This is a genomic window from Streptomyces sp. NPDC057697, assembly GCF_042799335.1.
Lineage (GTDB): Bacteria > Actinomycetota > Actinomycetes > Streptomycetales > Streptomycetaceae > Streptomyces.
In genome coordinates this window covers 335,686-352,121 of the sequence record NZ_JBHVJA010000003.1, presented here as the reverse complement: position 1 = coordinate 352,121, position 16,436 = coordinate 335,686, and the positions used below count along the sequence as shown (strand labels likewise).

The following is a 16,436-nucleotide window of genomic DNA, read 5'->3' as shown; positions in this document are numbered from 1 at the left end:
AGCGCATTTTGGCTACAGGCACCTTCAGCCTGTGGACAAACGGTTCTCCACAGCCTGGGATAGAGACAGGTCGTCCAGGACAGGGAGGCGGGGGCACATGTCAGCTGAACAAATGGCCGACGGGGGCGAGGAGCCGGTCCAGGCTCCGCCCGCGCGCCCGCTCGACGCCATCGACCGCGGCATCCTTCGACTGCTCCAGACGGACGGCCGCGCCTCGATACGGTCGGTGGCCGATCGCGTCCATGTGTCCCGGGCCAACGCCTACGCCCGGATCAGCCGGCTCATCGACGACGGCGTGATCCGCGGCTTCAGCGCTCGCGTGGACCACGAGCGGGCGGGGCAGGGGGCCTCGGCGTACATCACGCTCAAGATCGTCCAGAATTCCTGGCGCACGGTGCGCGAGCAGCTCCAGGCACTGCCGGGGGCCACGCACATCGCGCTGGTCAGCGGCGACTTCGACGTCCTGCTGCTGGTGCACACCCCGGACAACAGATCACTGCGCGAACTGGTCCTGACGAGGATCCAGGCCATCCCGGAGGTGCTCTCCACCCGCACGCTCCTGGTGTTCGAGGAGACGGACCTGGCCCCCGGCCCGGACGGCCCCACCGAACTCGCCTGAGAACCGCGCGCCCACCCGCACCCCGGCGCCCCAGCACCGCGCCGACGCGACGACCCAGCAGCCGACGACTCCAACTCCGCGGCTCAGCGGCTCAGCGGCTCAGGGACTCAGCGGCTCAGGGACTCAGCGGTTGGACCGCATCCCCTCGAACGCCACGCGTACGAGCGTGTCCGCCACCCGCTCCCCGTCGACCCCGCCGTCGGGGAGCGGCCGGTACCACTCCACCAGGGAGTTGACCATGCCGAAGAGCAGCCGTGTCACCAGCCGTATGTCCACGTCGGAGCGGAGGTCGCCCTCCGCGACCGCCGCCTTCAGCAGATCGGTCACCCGCTGGTCGAACTCGCGCCGCCGCTCCATGGCCCAGCGCTCCGTCTTCGTGTTGCCCCGTACGCGCAGCAGCAACGTGACGTAGGGAAGTTCGGCTATCAGCACGTCGACGGTGCGACGGGTGACGTACTCGACCCGCTCGATCGCACGCCCCTGCGTCGACCCCGTCTCTTCGAGAATTCCGAAGAGCCCGTCCAGCGCCCGGCTGACCGCGCGGCGCAGGAGCTCCTCCTTGCCCGCGACGTGGTGGTAGATCGACGACTTGGAGATGCCCGCCGCCTTGGAGAGATGCTCCATGGACGTGCCGTCGTAGCCGCGCTCGTTGAAGACACGGACGGCAACGGTGAGCAGAGTCTCCGGGGTGTACGTGTCCCGCTTGGCCGTGGTCATGTCCGCGATCCTCCCCTACGAGTTGTCCACAGGTTTGGCGGGCCCCCTTGTCCCGACCGATCGTTCGGTTACTCTAACTCTGTCCGCCCGTCCCTGCCCAGCTCGACGAGGAGTTGGTCCGTCATGGCCGCCGAGCTCTCCCCGCACCTGCTGTCCGAGAAGCACCGCCCCACGCTCGACCAGGCCCTCGACGCGATCCGTACGCGCGCCTACTGGTCCCCGCACCCCGAGCACCCGAAGGCATACGGCGAGGGCGGCGCCCCCGGCAGCCTGGGCGCGGCCGAGGGCAAGGCAGCCTTCGACGCCGTGCTGAACACCCGGCTCGACCTCGGCCAGCCCGGTACCGACGGCTGGACGGGCGGGGAGATCTCCCCCTACGGGCCCGCTCTGGGCGTCGAATATCCGCACGCCGACCTGGACGTCCTGCTTCCCGCCATGCGCGCGGGCATGTCCGCCTGGCGCGCGGCGGGCCCCGAGACCCGGGCCCTGGTCTGCCTGGAGATCCTCGCCAGGATCAGCGCCAGGACCCACGCATTCGGTCACGCCGTGATGCACACCAGCGGCCAGGCCTTCATGATGGCGTTCCAGGCGGGCGGCCCGCACGCCCAGGACCGCGGCCTGGAGGCGGTGGCGTACGCGTACGAGGAGCAGCTCCGCACCCCCGGGAACGCCGACTGGGCCAAGCCCCAGGGCAAGCGCGACCCGCTCCGGCTGCGGAAGTCGTTCACCCCGGCTCCGCGCGGCATCTCGCTCCTGATCGGCTGCAACACCTTCCCCACCTGGAACGGCTACCCCGGCCTCTTCGCCTCCCTGGCCACCGGCAACCCCGTCCTGGTCAAGCCGCACCCGCGCGCCGTGCTTCCGCTCGCGCTCACGGTGCAGCTGGCCCGCGAGGTGCTCGCCGAGGCGGGCTTCGATCCCAACCTGGTCGCCCTGGCCGCCGAACGGCCGGGCGAGGGCATCGCGAAGACCCTCGCGCTCCGCCCCGAGATCAAGATCATCGACTACACGGGCTCCACCGCCTTCGGCGACTGGCTGGAGGACAACGCCCGCCAGGCCCAGGTCTACACGGAGAAGGCCGGGGTCAACACGATCGTCCTCGACTCCACGGACGACTACCGCGGCATGCTGTCCAACCTGGCATTCTCGCTCTCCCTGTACAGCGGCCAGATGTGCACCACCCCGCAGAACCTGCTGATCCCCAGGGACGGCATCACCACCGATGCCGGGGACAAGACGTACGACGAGGTGGTCGCCGACATCGCCGGCGCGGTCTCCGGCCTGCTGGGCGACGACGTCCGGGCCAACGCGCTGCTCGGAGCCCTGGTCAACCCCGATGTGAAGGCCCGTCTGGAGGCCGCCGCGGAGCTGGGCGAAGTCGCCCTGCCCTCCCGCGAGGTGGCCAACCCGGAGTTCCCCGACGCCGTGGTCCGCACCCCCGTCGTCGTCAAGCTGGACGCCACCAAGCCGGACGACGAGGAGCACTACCTGTCGGAGTGCTTCGGCCCGGTCGCCTTCGCGGTAGCGGTCGACTCGACGGCCGACGCCGTCGAACTGCTCCGTCGTACGGTGCGCGAGCAGGGCGCGATGACGGTCGGCGCGTACACCACCTCGCCCGAGGTGGAGCGCGCGGTGGAGGACGTCTGTCTGGACGAATCGGCCCAGCTGTCGCTGAATCTGACCGGCGGGGTGTACGTCAACCAGACCGCGGCCTTCTCCGACTTCCACGGCTCGGGCGGCAACCCCGCCGCGAACGCCGCTCTGTGCGACGGAGCGTTCGTGTCCAACCGCTTCCGCATGGTGGAGGTCCGCCGCCAGGCCTGATCCGGCCGGTGCGGGACCGGCAAGCCGGGGCCGCCGGGCCAGGGCAGGGAAGGGCCAGGGCACAGCAGGGCATGGCCAGGAGCCTGCCAGGAACGAGAAAGCGGCGACGGAAAGCCGGGACGGGGAGCGGGAGCCGTGGGACGGGAGCCCGAGCCACGGGCCCCGCCCGGCCCGGCCTACGGGCCCCGTCCGGCCCCGCCCCGGCGACGGCTCAGCTCCCCGCCTCCGGGATCTCCGCGTACCGCTGCACCCAGGCGTGCATGGCGATGGCGGCCGCGGCTCCCGCGTTGATCGAGCGCGTCGACCCGAACTGCGCGATGGAGCAGACCATCGCCGCGTGCTTGCGGGCCTCCTCGGTGAGCCCCGGCCCCTCCTGTCCGAAGAGCAGTACGCAGCGGCGCGGCAGCTCGGTCCGCTCCAGGGGTACCGCCCCCGGCAGATTGTCGATCCCGATGATCGGCAGGCCCTCGGCCGCCGCCCACGCGGTCAGCGACTCCGTGTCGGGGTGGTGCCGCACATGCTGGTACCGGTCGGTGACCATCGCGCCGCGCCGGTTCCAGCGCCGCCGCCCCACGATGTGGATCTCCTTGGCGAGGAAGGCGTTCGCCGTGCGCACCACGGAGCCGATGTTGAAGTCGTGGCCCCAGTTCTCGACCGCGACGTGGAAGTCGTGCCGCCGCAGATCCAGATCGGCGACGATCGCCTCCCGGGTCCAGTACCGGTAGCCGTCGCCCACATTGCGCCGGTCGCCGTGGGCGAGCAGCTCGGGGTCGTACCGCTCGTCCACGGGCCACGGCAGCGGGTGGGGCCCGACGCCGATCTCCGTCCCGTACTCCTCGTCGTACTGCGTCGGCTCCGCCGCCGCGCCGGGCTCCCCGCCCGCCTCGGCCGAAGAGGCCGTCCCGGGCACGACCGCCTCCTCGGCCGACGGTTCCCCGCCGCCACTGCCCCTGCCGCCCATGCCGCCCGTACTGCCCGTACTGCCGTTCTCGCTCCTGCTCACCCCACGAGCGTATGGCCCCCGTCGCCGCTGTGCTGCGGGGCCTCCTCGTCCTCGTCACCACGCCGCGGCCCAGGGACCCGGGCCCTGCCCTGGAACAAGAGCTTCCGGGTGAGGGTCACCCGGGAGCCGAGCCACACCAGGAAGACGGTCGGCAGGAAGACGGAGTCGGCGGCGATCATCGCCATGGAGAAGAAGGGCAGCCCGAGCAGCAGGGCGATGCCGGCGTGCTCGCACATCATGGCGACCAGGAGGACGTTCTTGACCCGCCGGTTGAACAGGGTGAAGGGGAACGCGACCTGGACGATGACCGTTCCGTACGACAACAGCATCACCATCACGCTGTTGGAGGCGAGGAGGTCCGACAGTCCGGGCCAGGGCGTGAAGTAGTCGAGCTTGAGCGGGTAGTACAGCGCCGTGCCGTCCTGCCACCGCGAACCCTGGATCTTGTACCACCCCGCGGTGGCGTAGATCAGACAGACCTCGGCCATGATCACGACGAGGGTCGCGTTGTGGGCGAGGTTGGCGACGACATCGAGCAGGGTGCGCGATTCGCTGTGCGGCGCGTAGCGGTTCACGGCCCACCAGGCGCCCTCACCGATCCAGAGGATCCAGAGGAGGGCCGGGAGCCACCAGGTGCCGCCGAGCCCGTCCGTCACGCTGGCCGCGATCAGCACCAGGCCGAGCACCACCCAGAGGACCGCCCCGGCCACATTCGTCCGCGCCCGGCTCCCGGGGTCGTCCGCCGCCGCGCGCGCCTGTCGCGCCGCGCGCCGGGCGTCCAACGACCAGACCCGCCCGCAGCGGGTGAGCACCAGATAGATCGCCATGAGGTGGATGACGTTGTCGCCGCCGTCCCCCATGAAGATGCTGCGGTTCTGCAGGGAGAGCACCCCGGCCATGAAGAGGACCGACATGGCCCGGGTGTGCCAGCCGACCATCAGCAGTGCCGCGGAGACCAACGCGATCGCGTACACGATCTCGAACCAGACCGTGCTGTTCGACCACATCAGCGCGGTGAACGACTGGTTGCCGGATATCAGCTGCTGCGCCATGTCCCAGCCCCACGGGGCGTCGGGGCCGTACATCTCGTGGCGGTTGGGCAGTTCACGCAGCAGGAAGAACAGATAGGTGGCCGAGAAGCCGATCCTGATGACGGCGCTCTGGTACCGGCCGAGGACCGTGGAGGTGATGCGCTGGATACCGCGCGCGGCCTTGAGGCCGGCCTTGCGGTCGAGGGCGGGTGCGCTCACTTGTCCGCCCCCTCGGTGCTCGCGGGACGGTCAGCGGCGGTCACCGTCCACCACGGCAGCACCCGGTAGGCGGGCCGCGTACTGATCTTCTCCTCGCTCCACGGGGGCGCCGCGACGGACCGCGTCTCGGAACGGACCTGGATGCGCTCGACGGTGCCGCCGTAGTCGTGCTCACCGAGACGCAGCATCACGAGGCGGCGGATGTAGCGCTCGGAGAGCTGTCCGCGAAGTCCGTTGGCCCGGTTCTCGTTGTCGTGGGAGCCGAGGTAGAAGTCCCAGCCGCGACGGAGTTCGTTCTGGTGGATGTGGCTCGGGAGAAGATTGCCGCGAATCGCCTTGCCGTCCTCGCCGGAGAGGCTCATCCAGGGAGTGGTGCGGCGCCCGTCGGCGCCGGCTATCTCGGCCCGTACGTGCACGGCGATGTTCTGCTGAAGCGGGTTCGGGGCGAAGAGCTTCCAGTTCTGCTCGAACTCGGGGTAGATCCAGTCGTCGACCGCTTCGCCGTGCTGCTTGGTGAGGGTGTTCGAGGGGGCGACGTGCAGAAACACCATGGCCAGGTGTCCACAGGCGACCAGCCCGATGACGGACAGCGCGACCGCGGCGACGATCTGGTACGGAAGCGACAGTGCGGCGATTCCACTCCGAGGACCTGATCCAGGCGCCTGCCGGGGAGCTGGATCAAGCAGCTGCCGAGGGTCCGACTCAGCCGTCCGACCAGCACCGGAAGGCTTTTCCCCGCTCGGATCCGGCCCCGGATCGGCAGCCTCGCCGCCGCTCTCGGCGCCCCTGTCGTCGTACGAATCCATCCCGCCCCGATCCCCGTCGATCCCCGGTCAGTCATCCACAGGGTTGACACCCTACGGGCCACCGACTCACCATTGAAGACATTGAACCGAACGATCGGTCGGTAGGGAGTCCGGGATGGCGGCAGTGACTGCGGACCAGACAGCGCAGGCGGGAGCACACGGGCCCGAAGGGGCACAAGAGGCCCTGGAGGCGGTGTTCGACGCCGCGGTGGCGGCGGACGAACGCATCGAGCCGCGCGACTGGATGCCCGACGCGTACCGTGCGTCGCTGGTCAGGCAAATGGCCCAGCACGCCCACTCGGAAATCATCGGCATGCAGCCGGAGGCCAACTGGATCACGCGCGCACCCTCACTGCGCCGCAAGGCGATCCTGATGGCCAAGGTGCAGGACGAGGCGGGCCACGGCCTCTATCTGTACAGCGCGGCGGAGACCCTCGGCACCGGACGCGAGGAGCTGCTCGACAAGCTGCACGCCGGCCGCCAGCGCTATTCGTCGATCTTCAACTATCCGACGCTGACCTGGGCGGACGTCGGCGCGATCGGCTGGCTCGTGGACGGCGCCGCGATCACCAACCAGGTGCCGCTCTGCCGCTGCTCCTACGGCCCGTACGCCCGTGCGATGGTCCGTATCTGCAAGGAGGAGTCCTTCCACCAGCGCCAGGGTTACGAGCTGCTGCTCACCCTCAGCCGCGGCACCCCGGCGCAGCACGAGATGGCGCAGGACGCGGTGAACCGCTGGTGGTGGCCGTCCCTGATGATGTTCGGCCCGCCGGACGACGCGTCGGCCCACTCGGCGCAGTCGATGACCTGGAAGATCAAGCGCCACTCCAACGACGAGCTGCGGCAGCGCTTCGTGGACATCTGCGTCCCGCAGGCCGAGACGCTGGGGCTCACCCTCCCGGACCCGGACCTCCGGTGGAACGAGGAGCGCGGACAGCACGACTTCGGGGCGATCGACTGGAAGGAGTTCCAGGAAGTCCTCAAGGGCAACGGCCCGTGCAACGAGCAGCGCCTCACCCAGCGCCGCCGGGCGCACGAGGAGGGCGCCTGGGTCAGGGACGCGGCGGTTGCCTACGCCGAGAAGCACACAGCGGCGCACACACACGCGGTATCAGCACCACGCGCGACAGCGGGAAACGGGGAGGCGACAGCATGAGCGGTTCGACCGAATGGCCACTGTGGGAGGTGTTCGTGCGCTCGCGCCGCGGCCTCTCCCACACCCACGCGGGCAGCCTGCACGCCCCCGACGCGGAGATGGCGCTGCGCAACGCACGCGATCTGTACACGCGCCGCTCCGAGGGCGTCTCCATCTGGGTGGTCCCGTCCGCACAGGTCACGGCCTCCTCGCCGGACGAGAAGGACGCGTTCTTCGAGCCGGCCGGCGACAAGCCGTACCGGCATCCGACGTTCTACGAGATCCCGGAAGGGGTGAAGCACCTGTGAGCGCGGCCCTCGCCCTGGGCGACGACGCGCTGGTGCTCTCGCACCGGCTGGGGGAGTGGGCGGGCCACGCCCCCGTGCTGGAAGAAGAAGTGGCCCTGGCCAACATCGCGCTGGACCTGCTGGGGCAGGCCCGGGTGCTCCTCTCCCTCGTCGGGAACGAGGACGAGCTGGCCTACCTCCGCGAGGAGCGCGCCTTCCGCAACGTCCAGCTGGTCGAGCAGCCGAACGGCGACTTCGCCCACACCATCGCCCGCCAGCTCTACTTCTCCGCCTACCAGCGCCTGCTGTACGAGCAGCTGGCGGCGGGCGGGAACGAGTTCGCCGGTCTGGCGGCCAAGGCCGTCAAGGAGGTCGCGTACCACCAGGACCACGCCGAGCACTGGACGCTGCGGCTCGGCGACGGCACGGACGAGAGCCATGACCGGATGCAGCGCGCCGTGGATGCCCTGTGGCGCTTCACAGGCGAGCTGTTCGAGCCCGTCGAAGGTGTGGAGGCCGACTGGCAGTCGCTGCGGGCCGACTGGCTGGAGACCGTCTCCGCGGTGCTGGAGCGGGCCACGCTGACACCGCCGACCGGCCCGTCGGCCGGGGCGTGGACGGCGGGCGCCGGACGCCAGGGGATCCACACCGAACCCTTCGGCCGCATGATCGCCGAGATGCAGCATCTCCACCGCAGCCACCCGGGGGCGTCATGGTGACCGAAACGCTCCTGGAGGAGGAGCTGCACCGCCTCGCAGGCTCCGTCCCCGACCCCGAACTGCCCGTGCTGACCCTGGACGAGCTGGGGGTCCTCCGGGGCGTGGACGTCCTCGCCCCCGGCAAGGTCACCGTGCGCCTCACCCCGACCTACACCGGCTGCCCCGCGATCGAGGCCATGTCCGCCGACATCGAGCGGGTCCTCCACGACCACGGCATACCGGAGGTCTCCGTGGTCACCGTGCTCTCACCGGCCTGGTCCACGGACGACATCAGCGCGGAAGGGCGCCGCAAGCTGGCCGAGTTCGGCATCGCGCCCCCGCGACCGCACGATGCCGCGGCCCGCGCGGGCGGGCCGGTGCCGCTCACGCTCTCGGTGCGCTGCCCGCACTGCGGCTCGACCGATACGGAGTTGCTGAGCCGGTTCTCCTCCACCGCGTGCAAGGCGCTGCGCCGCTGTGTCACGTGCCGCGAACCGTTCGACCACTTCAAGGAGTTGTAGATGTTCCATCCGCTCCGGGTCCGCACGATCGAACGGCTCACGGACGATTCGGTCGCCGTCACCCTCGCCGTGCCGCCCGAGTTGCGCGAGACCTTCCGCCACCAGCCCGGCCAGCACCTCAATGTGCGGTACACGGTCGACGGCGAGGAGGTCCGCCGCTCGTACTCGATCTGCTCACCGGCCACCGAGGCACCGGACGACCCGGTGCTGCGTGTGGGCATCCGGCTCGTCGACGGCGGCGCGTTCTCCACGTACGCCCTGAAGGAACTGACCGTGGGCGACACGGTCGAGGCGATGGCTCCGATGGGCCGCTTCGTACTGACACCCCGCCCCGGACACTTCGCGGCGATCGTCGGCGGCAGCGGAATCACGCCGGTCCTCTCCATCGCGGCCACGCTGCTGGCGCGGGAGCCCGACGCCCGGTTCTGCCTGGTCCGCAGCGACCGGACCGCGCTCTCGACGATGTTCCTGGACGAGGTCGCCGACCTCAAGGACCGCTTCCCGGACCGGTTCCAGCTGATCACCGCGCTCTCCCGGGAGGAACAGCAGGCGGGTCTCCCCTCCGGCCGGCTGGACCGGGACCGCCTCACCGATCTGCTGCCCGCGCTGCTCCCGGTGACCGAGGTGGACGGCTGGTATCTCTGCGGCCCCTTCGGCCTGGTGCAGGCCGCGGACGGGGCGCTGCGCGGACTGGGCGTCGACCGGACCCGCATCCACCAGGAGATCTTCCATGTGGACGACGGTCCGAGCGCAGTCGTCCGCCCCCGGGCCGAGTCGCCCGCCCACAGCAGTCTCACCGCCACCCTGGACGGCCGCTCGGGCACCTGGCCGGTGGAGGAGGGCGAATCGCTGCTGGAGACCGTACTGCGCAGCCGCGCCGACGCACCGTACGCCTGCAAGGGCGGGGTGTGCGGGACCTGCCGGGCGTTCCTGGTCTCCGGCGAGGTGCGGATGGACCGCAACTTCGCGCTGGAGCCCGAAGAGACGGACGCGGGCTATGTGCTGGCGTGCCAGTCGCACCCGGTCACGCCGGAGGTGGAACTCGACTTCGACCGCTGAAGTCCCCGATGGCACTCGCCCCGACGCCACTCTTCCCGGCGCCACTCTGCCCCGCCCCGCCCTCCTCCCGCCGTTCGCCCCCTCGTAGTTCGCCTCCCGGCCGTTCGCTCACCCACTGTTCCCTTCTCGTAGAACGTGTTCTATCTTGACGACCCGTCACATTCGGGCACAGGGGCATCGGGCAGCGGGAGGCCAGGGCAGTGGACTTCACCTTCACCGAGGAACAGCAGGCGGCCACGGAGGCGGCGAAAGCGGTCTTCTCGGGGGTCGCCCCGGACGGGGTCCCCAGCCCCGCCCTCGTGCCGGGCGCGGTGGCCGAGGACATCGACCGTCCGCTGTGGGCCGGGCTCGCCTCCGGCGATCTGCTGAGCCTGACGCTGTCACCGGAGCACGGCGGAGCCGGGCTCGATCTCGTCGCGCTCTGCCTGGTGCTCCGCGAATCCGCGAAGGTACTCGCACGAGTGCCGTTGCTGGAGACCAGCGCGGTCGCGATGACGCTCCAGCGATACGGGAATCCGGGGCTGGCCGCCGATTTGCTGCCCCGGGTGGGCCGGGGAGAGCTGGTCCTCACTGTCGGGGCCAACGGCCGTTCCGGCCACGATCCGGCCGAACTCGCCGTCACCGCACGCCGGGAGGCCACGGCAGACGCCACCCCTGCCGACAAGGCCCCCGGCAACGGCACCAGCACCAGCACCAGCACCGACCCCGCCGACGCAAACGCCGAGGGCAACGGCGACGCCGACATCAACACCGATGACGGCTGGGTGCTCGACGGGACGCAGTCAGCGGTGCCGTGGGCCCAGGCGGCGGACTGGATCGCGATCCCGGCCCACACCGACGGGGGACGGCCCGTCGTCGCCCTGGTCCAGCCCGCCCAGGACGGCGTCACCCTGGCCGAGCAGGTCTCCACCAACGGTGAACGGTTCGCCGAGGTCCGCCTGGAGTCGGTACGGATCGACGGCCGCGCGCTGATCGACGGCGCCGGGGCCTGGGAGTGGCTGCGCGCCCTCCTCACCACGGGAACGTGCGCCCTGGCGCTGGGCCTCGGTGAGGCGGTGCTCGCCATGACGAGCCAATACACCGGAAAGCGCGAGCAGTTCGGCTTCCCCGTGGCGACCTTCCAGGCCGTCGCGGTGCAGGCCGCGGACCGGTACATCGATCTGCGGGCCATGGAGGTGACGCTCTGGCAGGCGGCCTGGCGGATCTCCACCGGGGCCTTTGGGGCGCTGCCCGCCGAGGGCGACATCGCCGTGGCGAAGATCTGGGCGTCGGACGGTGTCCGCCGGGTCGTACAGACGGCCCAGCACCTTCACGGCGGGTTCGGCGCGGACACGGACTACCCGCTGCACCGCTTCCACGCCTGGGCGAAGCAGATCGAGCTGTCCCTCGGCCCGGCAGCGGCACACGAGGAGGCGCTGGGCAGCCTGCTGGCCGCTCATCTCCTCGGCTGACGCCGGACGGCCCGGACGGCCCGGACGGCCCGGGCAGCCCGGACGGCCGACAAGCCCGCCGCCCCGGCAGGCACCCGGCTCAGAGCACGAAGGCCGGGTTGCCGTCGTCCGTGACCATCGGGCGCCCGGCGCCGTCCCAGGCGAGCATTCCGCCGTCGATGTTCACCGCGTCGAGGCCCTGCTGCACCAGGTACTGCGTGACCTGGGCCGACCGGCCGCCGACCCGGCACATCACATGGACGCGCCGACCGTCCTCGACGGCCTCGGTCAGCTCACCGAAGCGCGCCACGAAGTCGCTCATCGGGATGTGCAGGGCGCCCTCGACATGTCCGGCCGCCCATTCGTTGTCCTCCCGGACGTCCAGCACGAGGCCGTCCGACGGAACCGCCGCGACGTCCACCGAGGGCAGCGGGGCGAAATTCATGGGTCATGCCTTCTCTCGTACGTACGCTCCTGAGTCACCCGGAACGCTACTGCACCATGGCCGCCAGCTGCGCCTCACGCTGCGCGACCTCGCCCAGCAGCTGCTCGGCGATCTCTTCGAGCAGCCGGTCCGGATCGTCCGGTGCCATCCGCAGCATGGCCCCGATCGCGCTCTCCTCCAGCTCCTGGGCCAGCACCGTCAGAAGCTCCTTGCGCTGGGTCAGCCAGTTCAACCGGGCGTAGAGCTCCTCGCTCTCGCTCAGCTCGGCCTCCGGGGCCGCGGGGCCCGCCGCCCACTCCTGCGCCAACTCGATCAGCAGCGCCTCGTCCCCCCGTCCGTAAGCAGCGTTCACGCGGGCGATGAACTCGTCCCGGCGGGCCCGCTCCGTCTCGTCCTGCGCCAGGTCCGGGTGGGCCTTGCGGGCCAGGTCGCGGTAGAGCCGACGCGCCTCCTCGGTCGGCCGGACCCGCTTGGGCGGCCGGACCGGCTGCTCGGTGAGCATCGCCGCCGCCTCGGGGGACAGCCCCTCGGAGTCGATCCAGTCATGGAACAGCTCCTCGACGCCCGGCATCGGCATGACGATCGCCCGAGCCTCCTGCGCCTTGCGGATGTCCTCCGGATCACCCGTCCTGGCGGCCTTGGCCTCGGCGATCTGCGCGTCGAGCTCGTCGAGGCGGGTGTACATGGGCCCGAGCTTCTGGTGATGCAGCCGGGAGAAGTTCTCGACCTCGACCCGGAACGTCTCCACCGCGATCTCGAACTCGATCAGCGCCTGCTCCGCCGCCCGCACCGCCCTGGCGAGCCGGGCCTCGGGCCGCTCCCCCTCGGCACGACCGCCCGTCCCCCCACCGGCATCCGTCCCCGTCGCCCCCTCGGGAGCGCCGTCGCCGACGCCGCCCTCGGCGACGGAGCCACCGCCGGAGCCGCCGTCCGCACCGGCACCGGCCGACGCACCGGGCTGTTCGAGCGGCTCGTCCCCCCCGCGCTGCTCGTGCTGCTCGTTCCGGGCATGCTGCTCGCGCTGCCGGTCGTTGTCCTGCCGGTCATCGTCGTTCCGGGTGGTCGGCACCCCGGCGGCTTCGTGGGTCACCTGTCCAGCGTATGGCCACGGGGCCGGGCCCGAGGACGCACGGTCGGCCCCACGGCCCTCAGACGCCCAGCTCGGCGGCTATCCGCCCCGAACCGATGGCCCGCACCAACTCCGCGTGATCCGCCTCCGTACGGTCCGCGTAGGTCACCGCGAACGCCGCCACCGCCTCGTCCAGTTCGTCGTTCTTGCCGCAGTAGCCCGCGATCACCCGAGGATCCGCGCTGTGCGCATGGGCCCGCGCCAACAGCGCACCGGTCATCCGGCCGTAGTCGTCGACCTGGTCGGCCGCCAGCGCCGCCGGGTCCACACTGCCCTTGCGGTTCCTGAACTGCCGTACCTGGAAAGGGCGTCCGTCCACCGTCGCCCAGCCCAGCAGAATGTCGCTGACGACCTGCATCCGCTTCTGCCCGAGCACCACCCGGCGCCCCTCGTGCGCCGCCTCCGGCACCTCGAAGCCGACGGTCGGCAGGTACCGAGCCAGCACGGAGGGCCGCGCCTCCTTCACCTGGAGTACCAGCGGCTCGCCCCGGTGGTCGAGGAGGAGCACCACGTACGACCGGGTGCCGACGCTCCCGGTGCCGACCACCCGGAACGCCACGTCGTGTATCGCGTACCGCGCGAGAAGCGGAACCCGGTCCTCCGAGATCGTGCCCAGATAGTCGCCGAGCCCCGCCGCCACCGCCGCGGCCTCCTCGTCCGGCACCCGACGCAGCACCGGCGGCGCGTCTATGAAGCGGCGCCCGCCGTCCCCGGAATCCTCCGTGGACTTGGCCGCGAAGCGGGCGCTGGTGTTGTTGCGGGCCTTCTCCGAGACCCGCTCCAGGGTGCCGAGCAGATCCCGGGCATCCGTGTGCGAGACCAACTCCTCGTCCGCGATGGCGTTCCACGCGTCGAGCGCGGGCAGCTTGGCCAGCAGCCGCATCGTCCGCCGATAGGCGCCCACCGTGTCGTACGCACCCTGCCGGCAGGTCTCCTCGTCGGCCCCGGCTTCGCGCCCCGCAAGCACCAGCGAGGTGGCCAGACGCTTGAGGTCCCACTCCCACGGGCCGAACACGGTCTCGTCGAAGTCGTTCAGATCGATGACCAGGCTGCCCCTCGCATCGCCGTACAGTCCGAAATTGGCCGCGTGCGCGTCGCCGCAGAGCTGGGCACCCACCCCGCTGACCGGCGTGCCCACCAGGTCATGGGCCATCAGCCCGGCCGAGCCCCGCAGAAAGGCGAAGGGCGTGGCCGCCATCCGCCCCACCCGGATCGGAGCGAGGGCGGGCACTCTGCCCCGGCTCGACTCCTCCACCGCCCGCACCGCGTCGGGCCGCCCCGCAGGAAGCTCCAGAGCCGCGTGCGAGGCCCTGGGCACCCGCTGCCGCAACTCCTTGCCCGCCCTTCTGGGCGACCGCGCCGCGCCCCCTCCCGCCGGGGCCGCCCGCTGCGCGAATCCGGGTACGACCGGAATACGCGGAGCGCCCGTCCCCGCCCGCTGGACCGGCACGGCCGCTCCGATGTCACCCACGACGATGTCACCCATGGCGCACTGCCTCCCCCGACCTCGCCCTGCGCCCCGGGCCCGACGCCCCGTCGCAGAACAATCGCAGATCACTCGCAGATCAATTGCGACGAAGGTACCGCCGACGACCGAAAGCCGTCTGCCCCTGTGGAAAACCCGCCCCGCGACCTGTGGACAACGATTCGCCCTGGTCAGACACCAACGGCTTCTTCCATCTCCTCTTCAACCGCCTCGGCCTTCTCCGCCTCGGCCCTCTCCGCCTCGGCCTTCTCCCCGGAGCCCGCGCCGGTCTGGGCCCCGGCCCCGGCCCCGGCCCTGGCCGCGTGCCTCGGCCCGTGCGCTCCACCGGCCCCGGCGGGTCCGGCCACGGCACTGGCGCCCGCCACCTCCACCACCGCCGCCGCCGGCACCACGGCCTTCCGCCGCTTCGACTCGGCAAGCCCCGCCAGACCCATCAGGGCCAGCCCCGCCACGAACCAGAGCACGAGCACCAGCACATGTCCGCCCAGCGCGTATCCGCCGAAGTACACATGGCTGCGTACGCCCTCGACGAAGCCCGCACCGTTCCAGAAGGAGTGCAGCGAGGCGAAGAACCCGGGCTGCAGCTCGGGCCGGAAGATCCCGCCGGAGCTGGTGAAGTTCAGCATCACGAACAGCACCATCAGGCCGAGCGTCGTCCATCGCTTGAGGAAGGTGTGCAGTCCGACACCGATCAGCAGGATGCCCGCGGAGTAGAGCCAGGCCATCGCCCACAGACCGCCGAGACCATGGTCCACGAGCCCGAACAGCGGCCCCGCGAACACCACTCCGACCACGCTGACCACCAGCGACGCGGCAACAGCCAGCGCACCCCTGATCCGCAGCGCCAGCACCGCCCCCGCGCCACCGATGACCGCGACCGAGGCGTACGAGCCGATGCTCACCGCGACCAGCAGGAAGAAGATGCCCTGCCCGGTCGGGTCGCCGGCCGCGGTCGGTGCCGTGTCCGTCACCTTCAGCGGCTCGCCCTGTCCGGCGGCGACCTTGGTGAACACCTTCTCGACCACCGTGGCACTGGTGTCTGAGGAAGCCCCGGCGACAAGCAGCTCTGGGTGCTTGCCCGGCAGGTAGGCGCCGTAACTCGCCTGGGTCCTGAGGTGGTTCACCGCCTCGGCGCGGTCGGGGACAGTGCGTACGCTCAGCGCCCCGTCGCTCTTGTCCTGCAGCGTCTGCGCGAGCACCTGCGCGCTCGGCCCCGACCCGACCACGTCCACCCGGAGATCGTGCGGCTCCGGGGCGTGGAAGGCCCCGAGATAGGCGAGCCCCATGCCGATGCACATCAGCAACGGCGTGACGAAATGGCCCAGCACATGGCGGAGAGCTGCGGCGGTGGAGCCGGGGGCGCCACTCGGGCCTGCGGACATGCGGAACTCCAATAGTTGGCTTTTACAACTCCTAACTCGTTGTACTATACAACTGAAACTTGAGGGCGGCGAGCTCGATCGTTCGAGAGTGGCGAGCCGAGCCCGGGAACCACGAGCCGAGCACGTGAGAACCACGGGTTCGAGACCCGCGAGACGGAAGGGCGGAACAGTGCCAGGCACCCCCGAGGAGCGCGAAGAGTCGCTGGACGTCATCCAGCGGGAACTGACCGCCTTCGCACGCCGCGCGCGGGCCGCAGCGGCCCGCCTCCACCCCGAGCTGCCCCTGGTCTCGTACACGCTGCTGGCACACATCGAGGACCGGCACGGCTGCCGTGCGACGGATCTGGCCGCGCACTACATGCTGGACAAATCGACGGTCAGCCGACAGATCGGCACCCTGGAGAAACTCGGACTGGTCGAACGCCACCCGGATCCCGACGACCACCGGATCCAGGTGCTGCACCCCACCGCCGCCGGCACCCAGGCACTCGCCTCCACACAGGCCAGCCGCCGCATGGCCTACCAGGAACGCCTCGCGGACTGGACGGAGGAAGATCTCGCCCGCTTCGCGGAGTACCTGCTGCGCTACAACTCGGCCGGCGACACGGTCACGGCCATTCCACAGCCGCCGAAGTCCTGAATCCG

At 70.9% G+C, this 16,436-nt stretch carries 17 protein-coding genes; 9 read left to right on the top strand and 8 right to left on the bottom strand.

The genetic code is table 11. The annotated features are described in order from the left end of the window. The first annotated feature begins 112 nt into the window (after positions 1-112). Positions 113-619, top strand: a complete 507-nt coding sequence (locus ACFVFH_RS11390; RefSeq protein ID WP_383766779.1) for an Lrp/AsnC family transcriptional regulator — start codon at positions 113-115, stop codon at positions 617-619. Positions 620-742: 123 nt separating this feature from the next. Here the strand turns inward: ACFVFH_RS11390 and ACFVFH_RS11385 are convergent, their stop codons facing one another. After that, complete coding sequence (locus tag ACFVFH_RS11385) at positions 743-1,336, bottom strand: TetR/AcrR family transcriptional regulator (RefSeq protein WP_383766021.1); 594 nt, start codon at positions 1,334-1,336, stop codon at positions 743-745. A gap of 123 nt (positions 1,337-1,459) precedes the next feature. Here ACFVFH_RS11385 and paaN point away from each other — a divergent pair, with 123 nt between their 5' ends. Beyond that, on the top strand, positions 1,460-3,160 hold the full coding sequence (gene paaN, locus ACFVFH_RS11380; RefSeq protein ID WP_383766020.1) for a phenylacetic acid degradation protein PaaN: 1,701 nt from the start codon (positions 1,460-1,462) through the stop codon (positions 3,158-3,160). A gap of 211 nt (positions 3,161-3,371) precedes the next feature. Here the strand turns inward: paaN and ACFVFH_RS11375 are convergent, their stop codons facing one another. Genes ACFVFH_RS11375 through ACFVFH_RS11365 form a run of 3 tightly spaced genes read right to left on the bottom strand, consistent with a single transcriptional unit; the run spans position 3,372 to position 6,219 of the window. Then, complete coding sequence (locus ACFVFH_RS11375; RefSeq protein WP_383766776.1) at positions 3,372-4,121, bottom strand: TrmH family RNA methyltransferase; 750 nt, start codon at positions 4,119-4,121, stop codon at positions 3,372-3,374. 38 nt (positions 4,122-4,159) lie between these two features. Then, positions 4,160-5,413: an HTTM domain-containing protein gene (locus tag ACFVFH_RS11370; protein WP_383766018.1), complete on the bottom strand. Its 1,254-nt coding sequence runs from the start codon at positions 5,411-5,413 to the stop codon at positions 4,160-4,162. Continuing rightward, the gene (locus ACFVFH_RS11365) at positions 5,410-6,219 is read right to left on the bottom strand and encodes a DUF5819 family protein (protein WP_383766017.1); all 810 of its coding nucleotides are present in this window, start codon (positions 6,217-6,219) and stop codon (positions 5,410-5,412) included. Before ACFVFH_RS11365 ends, ACFVFH_RS11370 begins: the two co-directional genes overlap by 4 nt. A gap of 115 nt (positions 6,220-6,334) precedes the next feature. Between ACFVFH_RS11365 and paaA the strand changes: the two genes are divergently transcribed. From paaA to ACFVFH_RS11335, 6 genes are all read left to right on the top strand, one after another. After that, complete coding sequence (paaA, locus tag ACFVFH_RS11360) at positions 6,335-7,375, top strand: 1,2-phenylacetyl-CoA epoxidase subunit PaaA (protein ID WP_383766015.1); 1,041 nt, start codon at positions 6,335-6,337, stop codon at positions 7,373-7,375. Continuing rightward, positions 7,372-7,662, top strand: a complete 291-nt coding sequence (paaB, locus tag ACFVFH_RS11355; RefSeq protein WP_383766013.1) for a 1,2-phenylacetyl-CoA epoxidase subunit PaaB — start codon at positions 7,372-7,374, stop codon at positions 7,660-7,662. The genes paaA and paaB overlap by 4 nt, the downstream gene beginning before the upstream one ends. Continuing rightward, a complete protein-coding gene (gene paaC, locus ACFVFH_RS11350; RefSeq protein ID WP_383766012.1) occupies positions 7,659-8,360 on the top strand; it encodes a 1,2-phenylacetyl-CoA epoxidase subunit PaaC in 702 nt (233 codons plus the stop codon). The genes paaB and paaC overlap by 4 nt, the downstream gene beginning before the upstream one ends. Beyond that, positions 8,354-8,860: a 1,2-phenylacetyl-CoA epoxidase subunit PaaD gene (paaD, locus tag ACFVFH_RS11345; protein ID WP_383766011.1), complete on the top strand. Its 507-nt coding sequence runs from the start codon at positions 8,354-8,356 to the stop codon at positions 8,858-8,860. The genes paaC and paaD overlap by 7 nt, the downstream gene beginning before the upstream one ends. Then, a complete protein-coding gene (locus tag ACFVFH_RS11340) occupies positions 8,861-9,919 on the top strand; it encodes a 2Fe-2S iron-sulfur cluster-binding protein (protein ID WP_383766010.1) in 1,059 nt (352 codons plus the stop codon). A 200-nt stretch (positions 9,920-10,119) separates the two neighbouring features. Then, the gene (locus ACFVFH_RS11335; RefSeq protein ID WP_383766009.1) at positions 10,120-11,370 is read left to right on the top strand and encodes an acyl-CoA dehydrogenase family protein; all 1,251 of its coding nucleotides are present in this window, start codon (positions 10,120-10,122) and stop codon (positions 11,368-11,370) included. A 79-nt stretch (positions 11,371-11,449) separates the two neighbouring features. Here the strand turns inward: ACFVFH_RS11335 and ACFVFH_RS11330 are convergent, their stop codons facing one another. The 4 genes from ACFVFH_RS11330 to ACFVFH_RS11315 form a co-directional block, all read right to left on the bottom strand. Continuing rightward, complete coding sequence (locus ACFVFH_RS11330) at positions 11,450-11,794, bottom strand: rhodanese-like domain-containing protein (protein ID WP_383766008.1); 345 nt, start codon at positions 11,792-11,794, stop codon at positions 11,450-11,452. Positions 11,795-11,840: 46 nt separating this feature from the next. Beyond that, complete coding sequence (locus tag ACFVFH_RS11325) at positions 11,841-12,884, bottom strand: hypothetical protein (RefSeq protein ID WP_383766007.1); 1,044 nt, start codon at positions 12,882-12,884, stop codon at positions 11,841-11,843. 58 nt (positions 12,885-12,942) lie between these two features. Next, on the bottom strand, positions 12,943-14,409 hold the full coding sequence (locus ACFVFH_RS11320) for a DUF2252 domain-containing protein (RefSeq protein WP_383766005.1): 1,467 nt from the start codon (positions 14,407-14,409) through the stop codon (positions 12,943-12,945). A 170-nt stretch (positions 14,410-14,579) separates the two neighbouring features. Then, positions 14,580-15,791, bottom strand: a complete 1,212-nt coding sequence (locus tag ACFVFH_RS11315; RefSeq protein WP_383766003.1) for a hypothetical protein — start codon at positions 15,789-15,791, stop codon at positions 14,580-14,582. A 169-nt stretch (positions 15,792-15,960) separates the two neighbouring features. Between ACFVFH_RS11315 and ACFVFH_RS11310 the strand changes: the two genes are divergently transcribed. Continuing rightward, positions 15,961-16,431, top strand: a complete 471-nt coding sequence (locus ACFVFH_RS11310; RefSeq protein WP_383766002.1) for a MarR family winged helix-turn-helix transcriptional regulator — start codon at positions 15,961-15,963, stop codon at positions 16,429-16,431. Positions 16,432-16,436 lie beyond the last annotated feature (5 nt).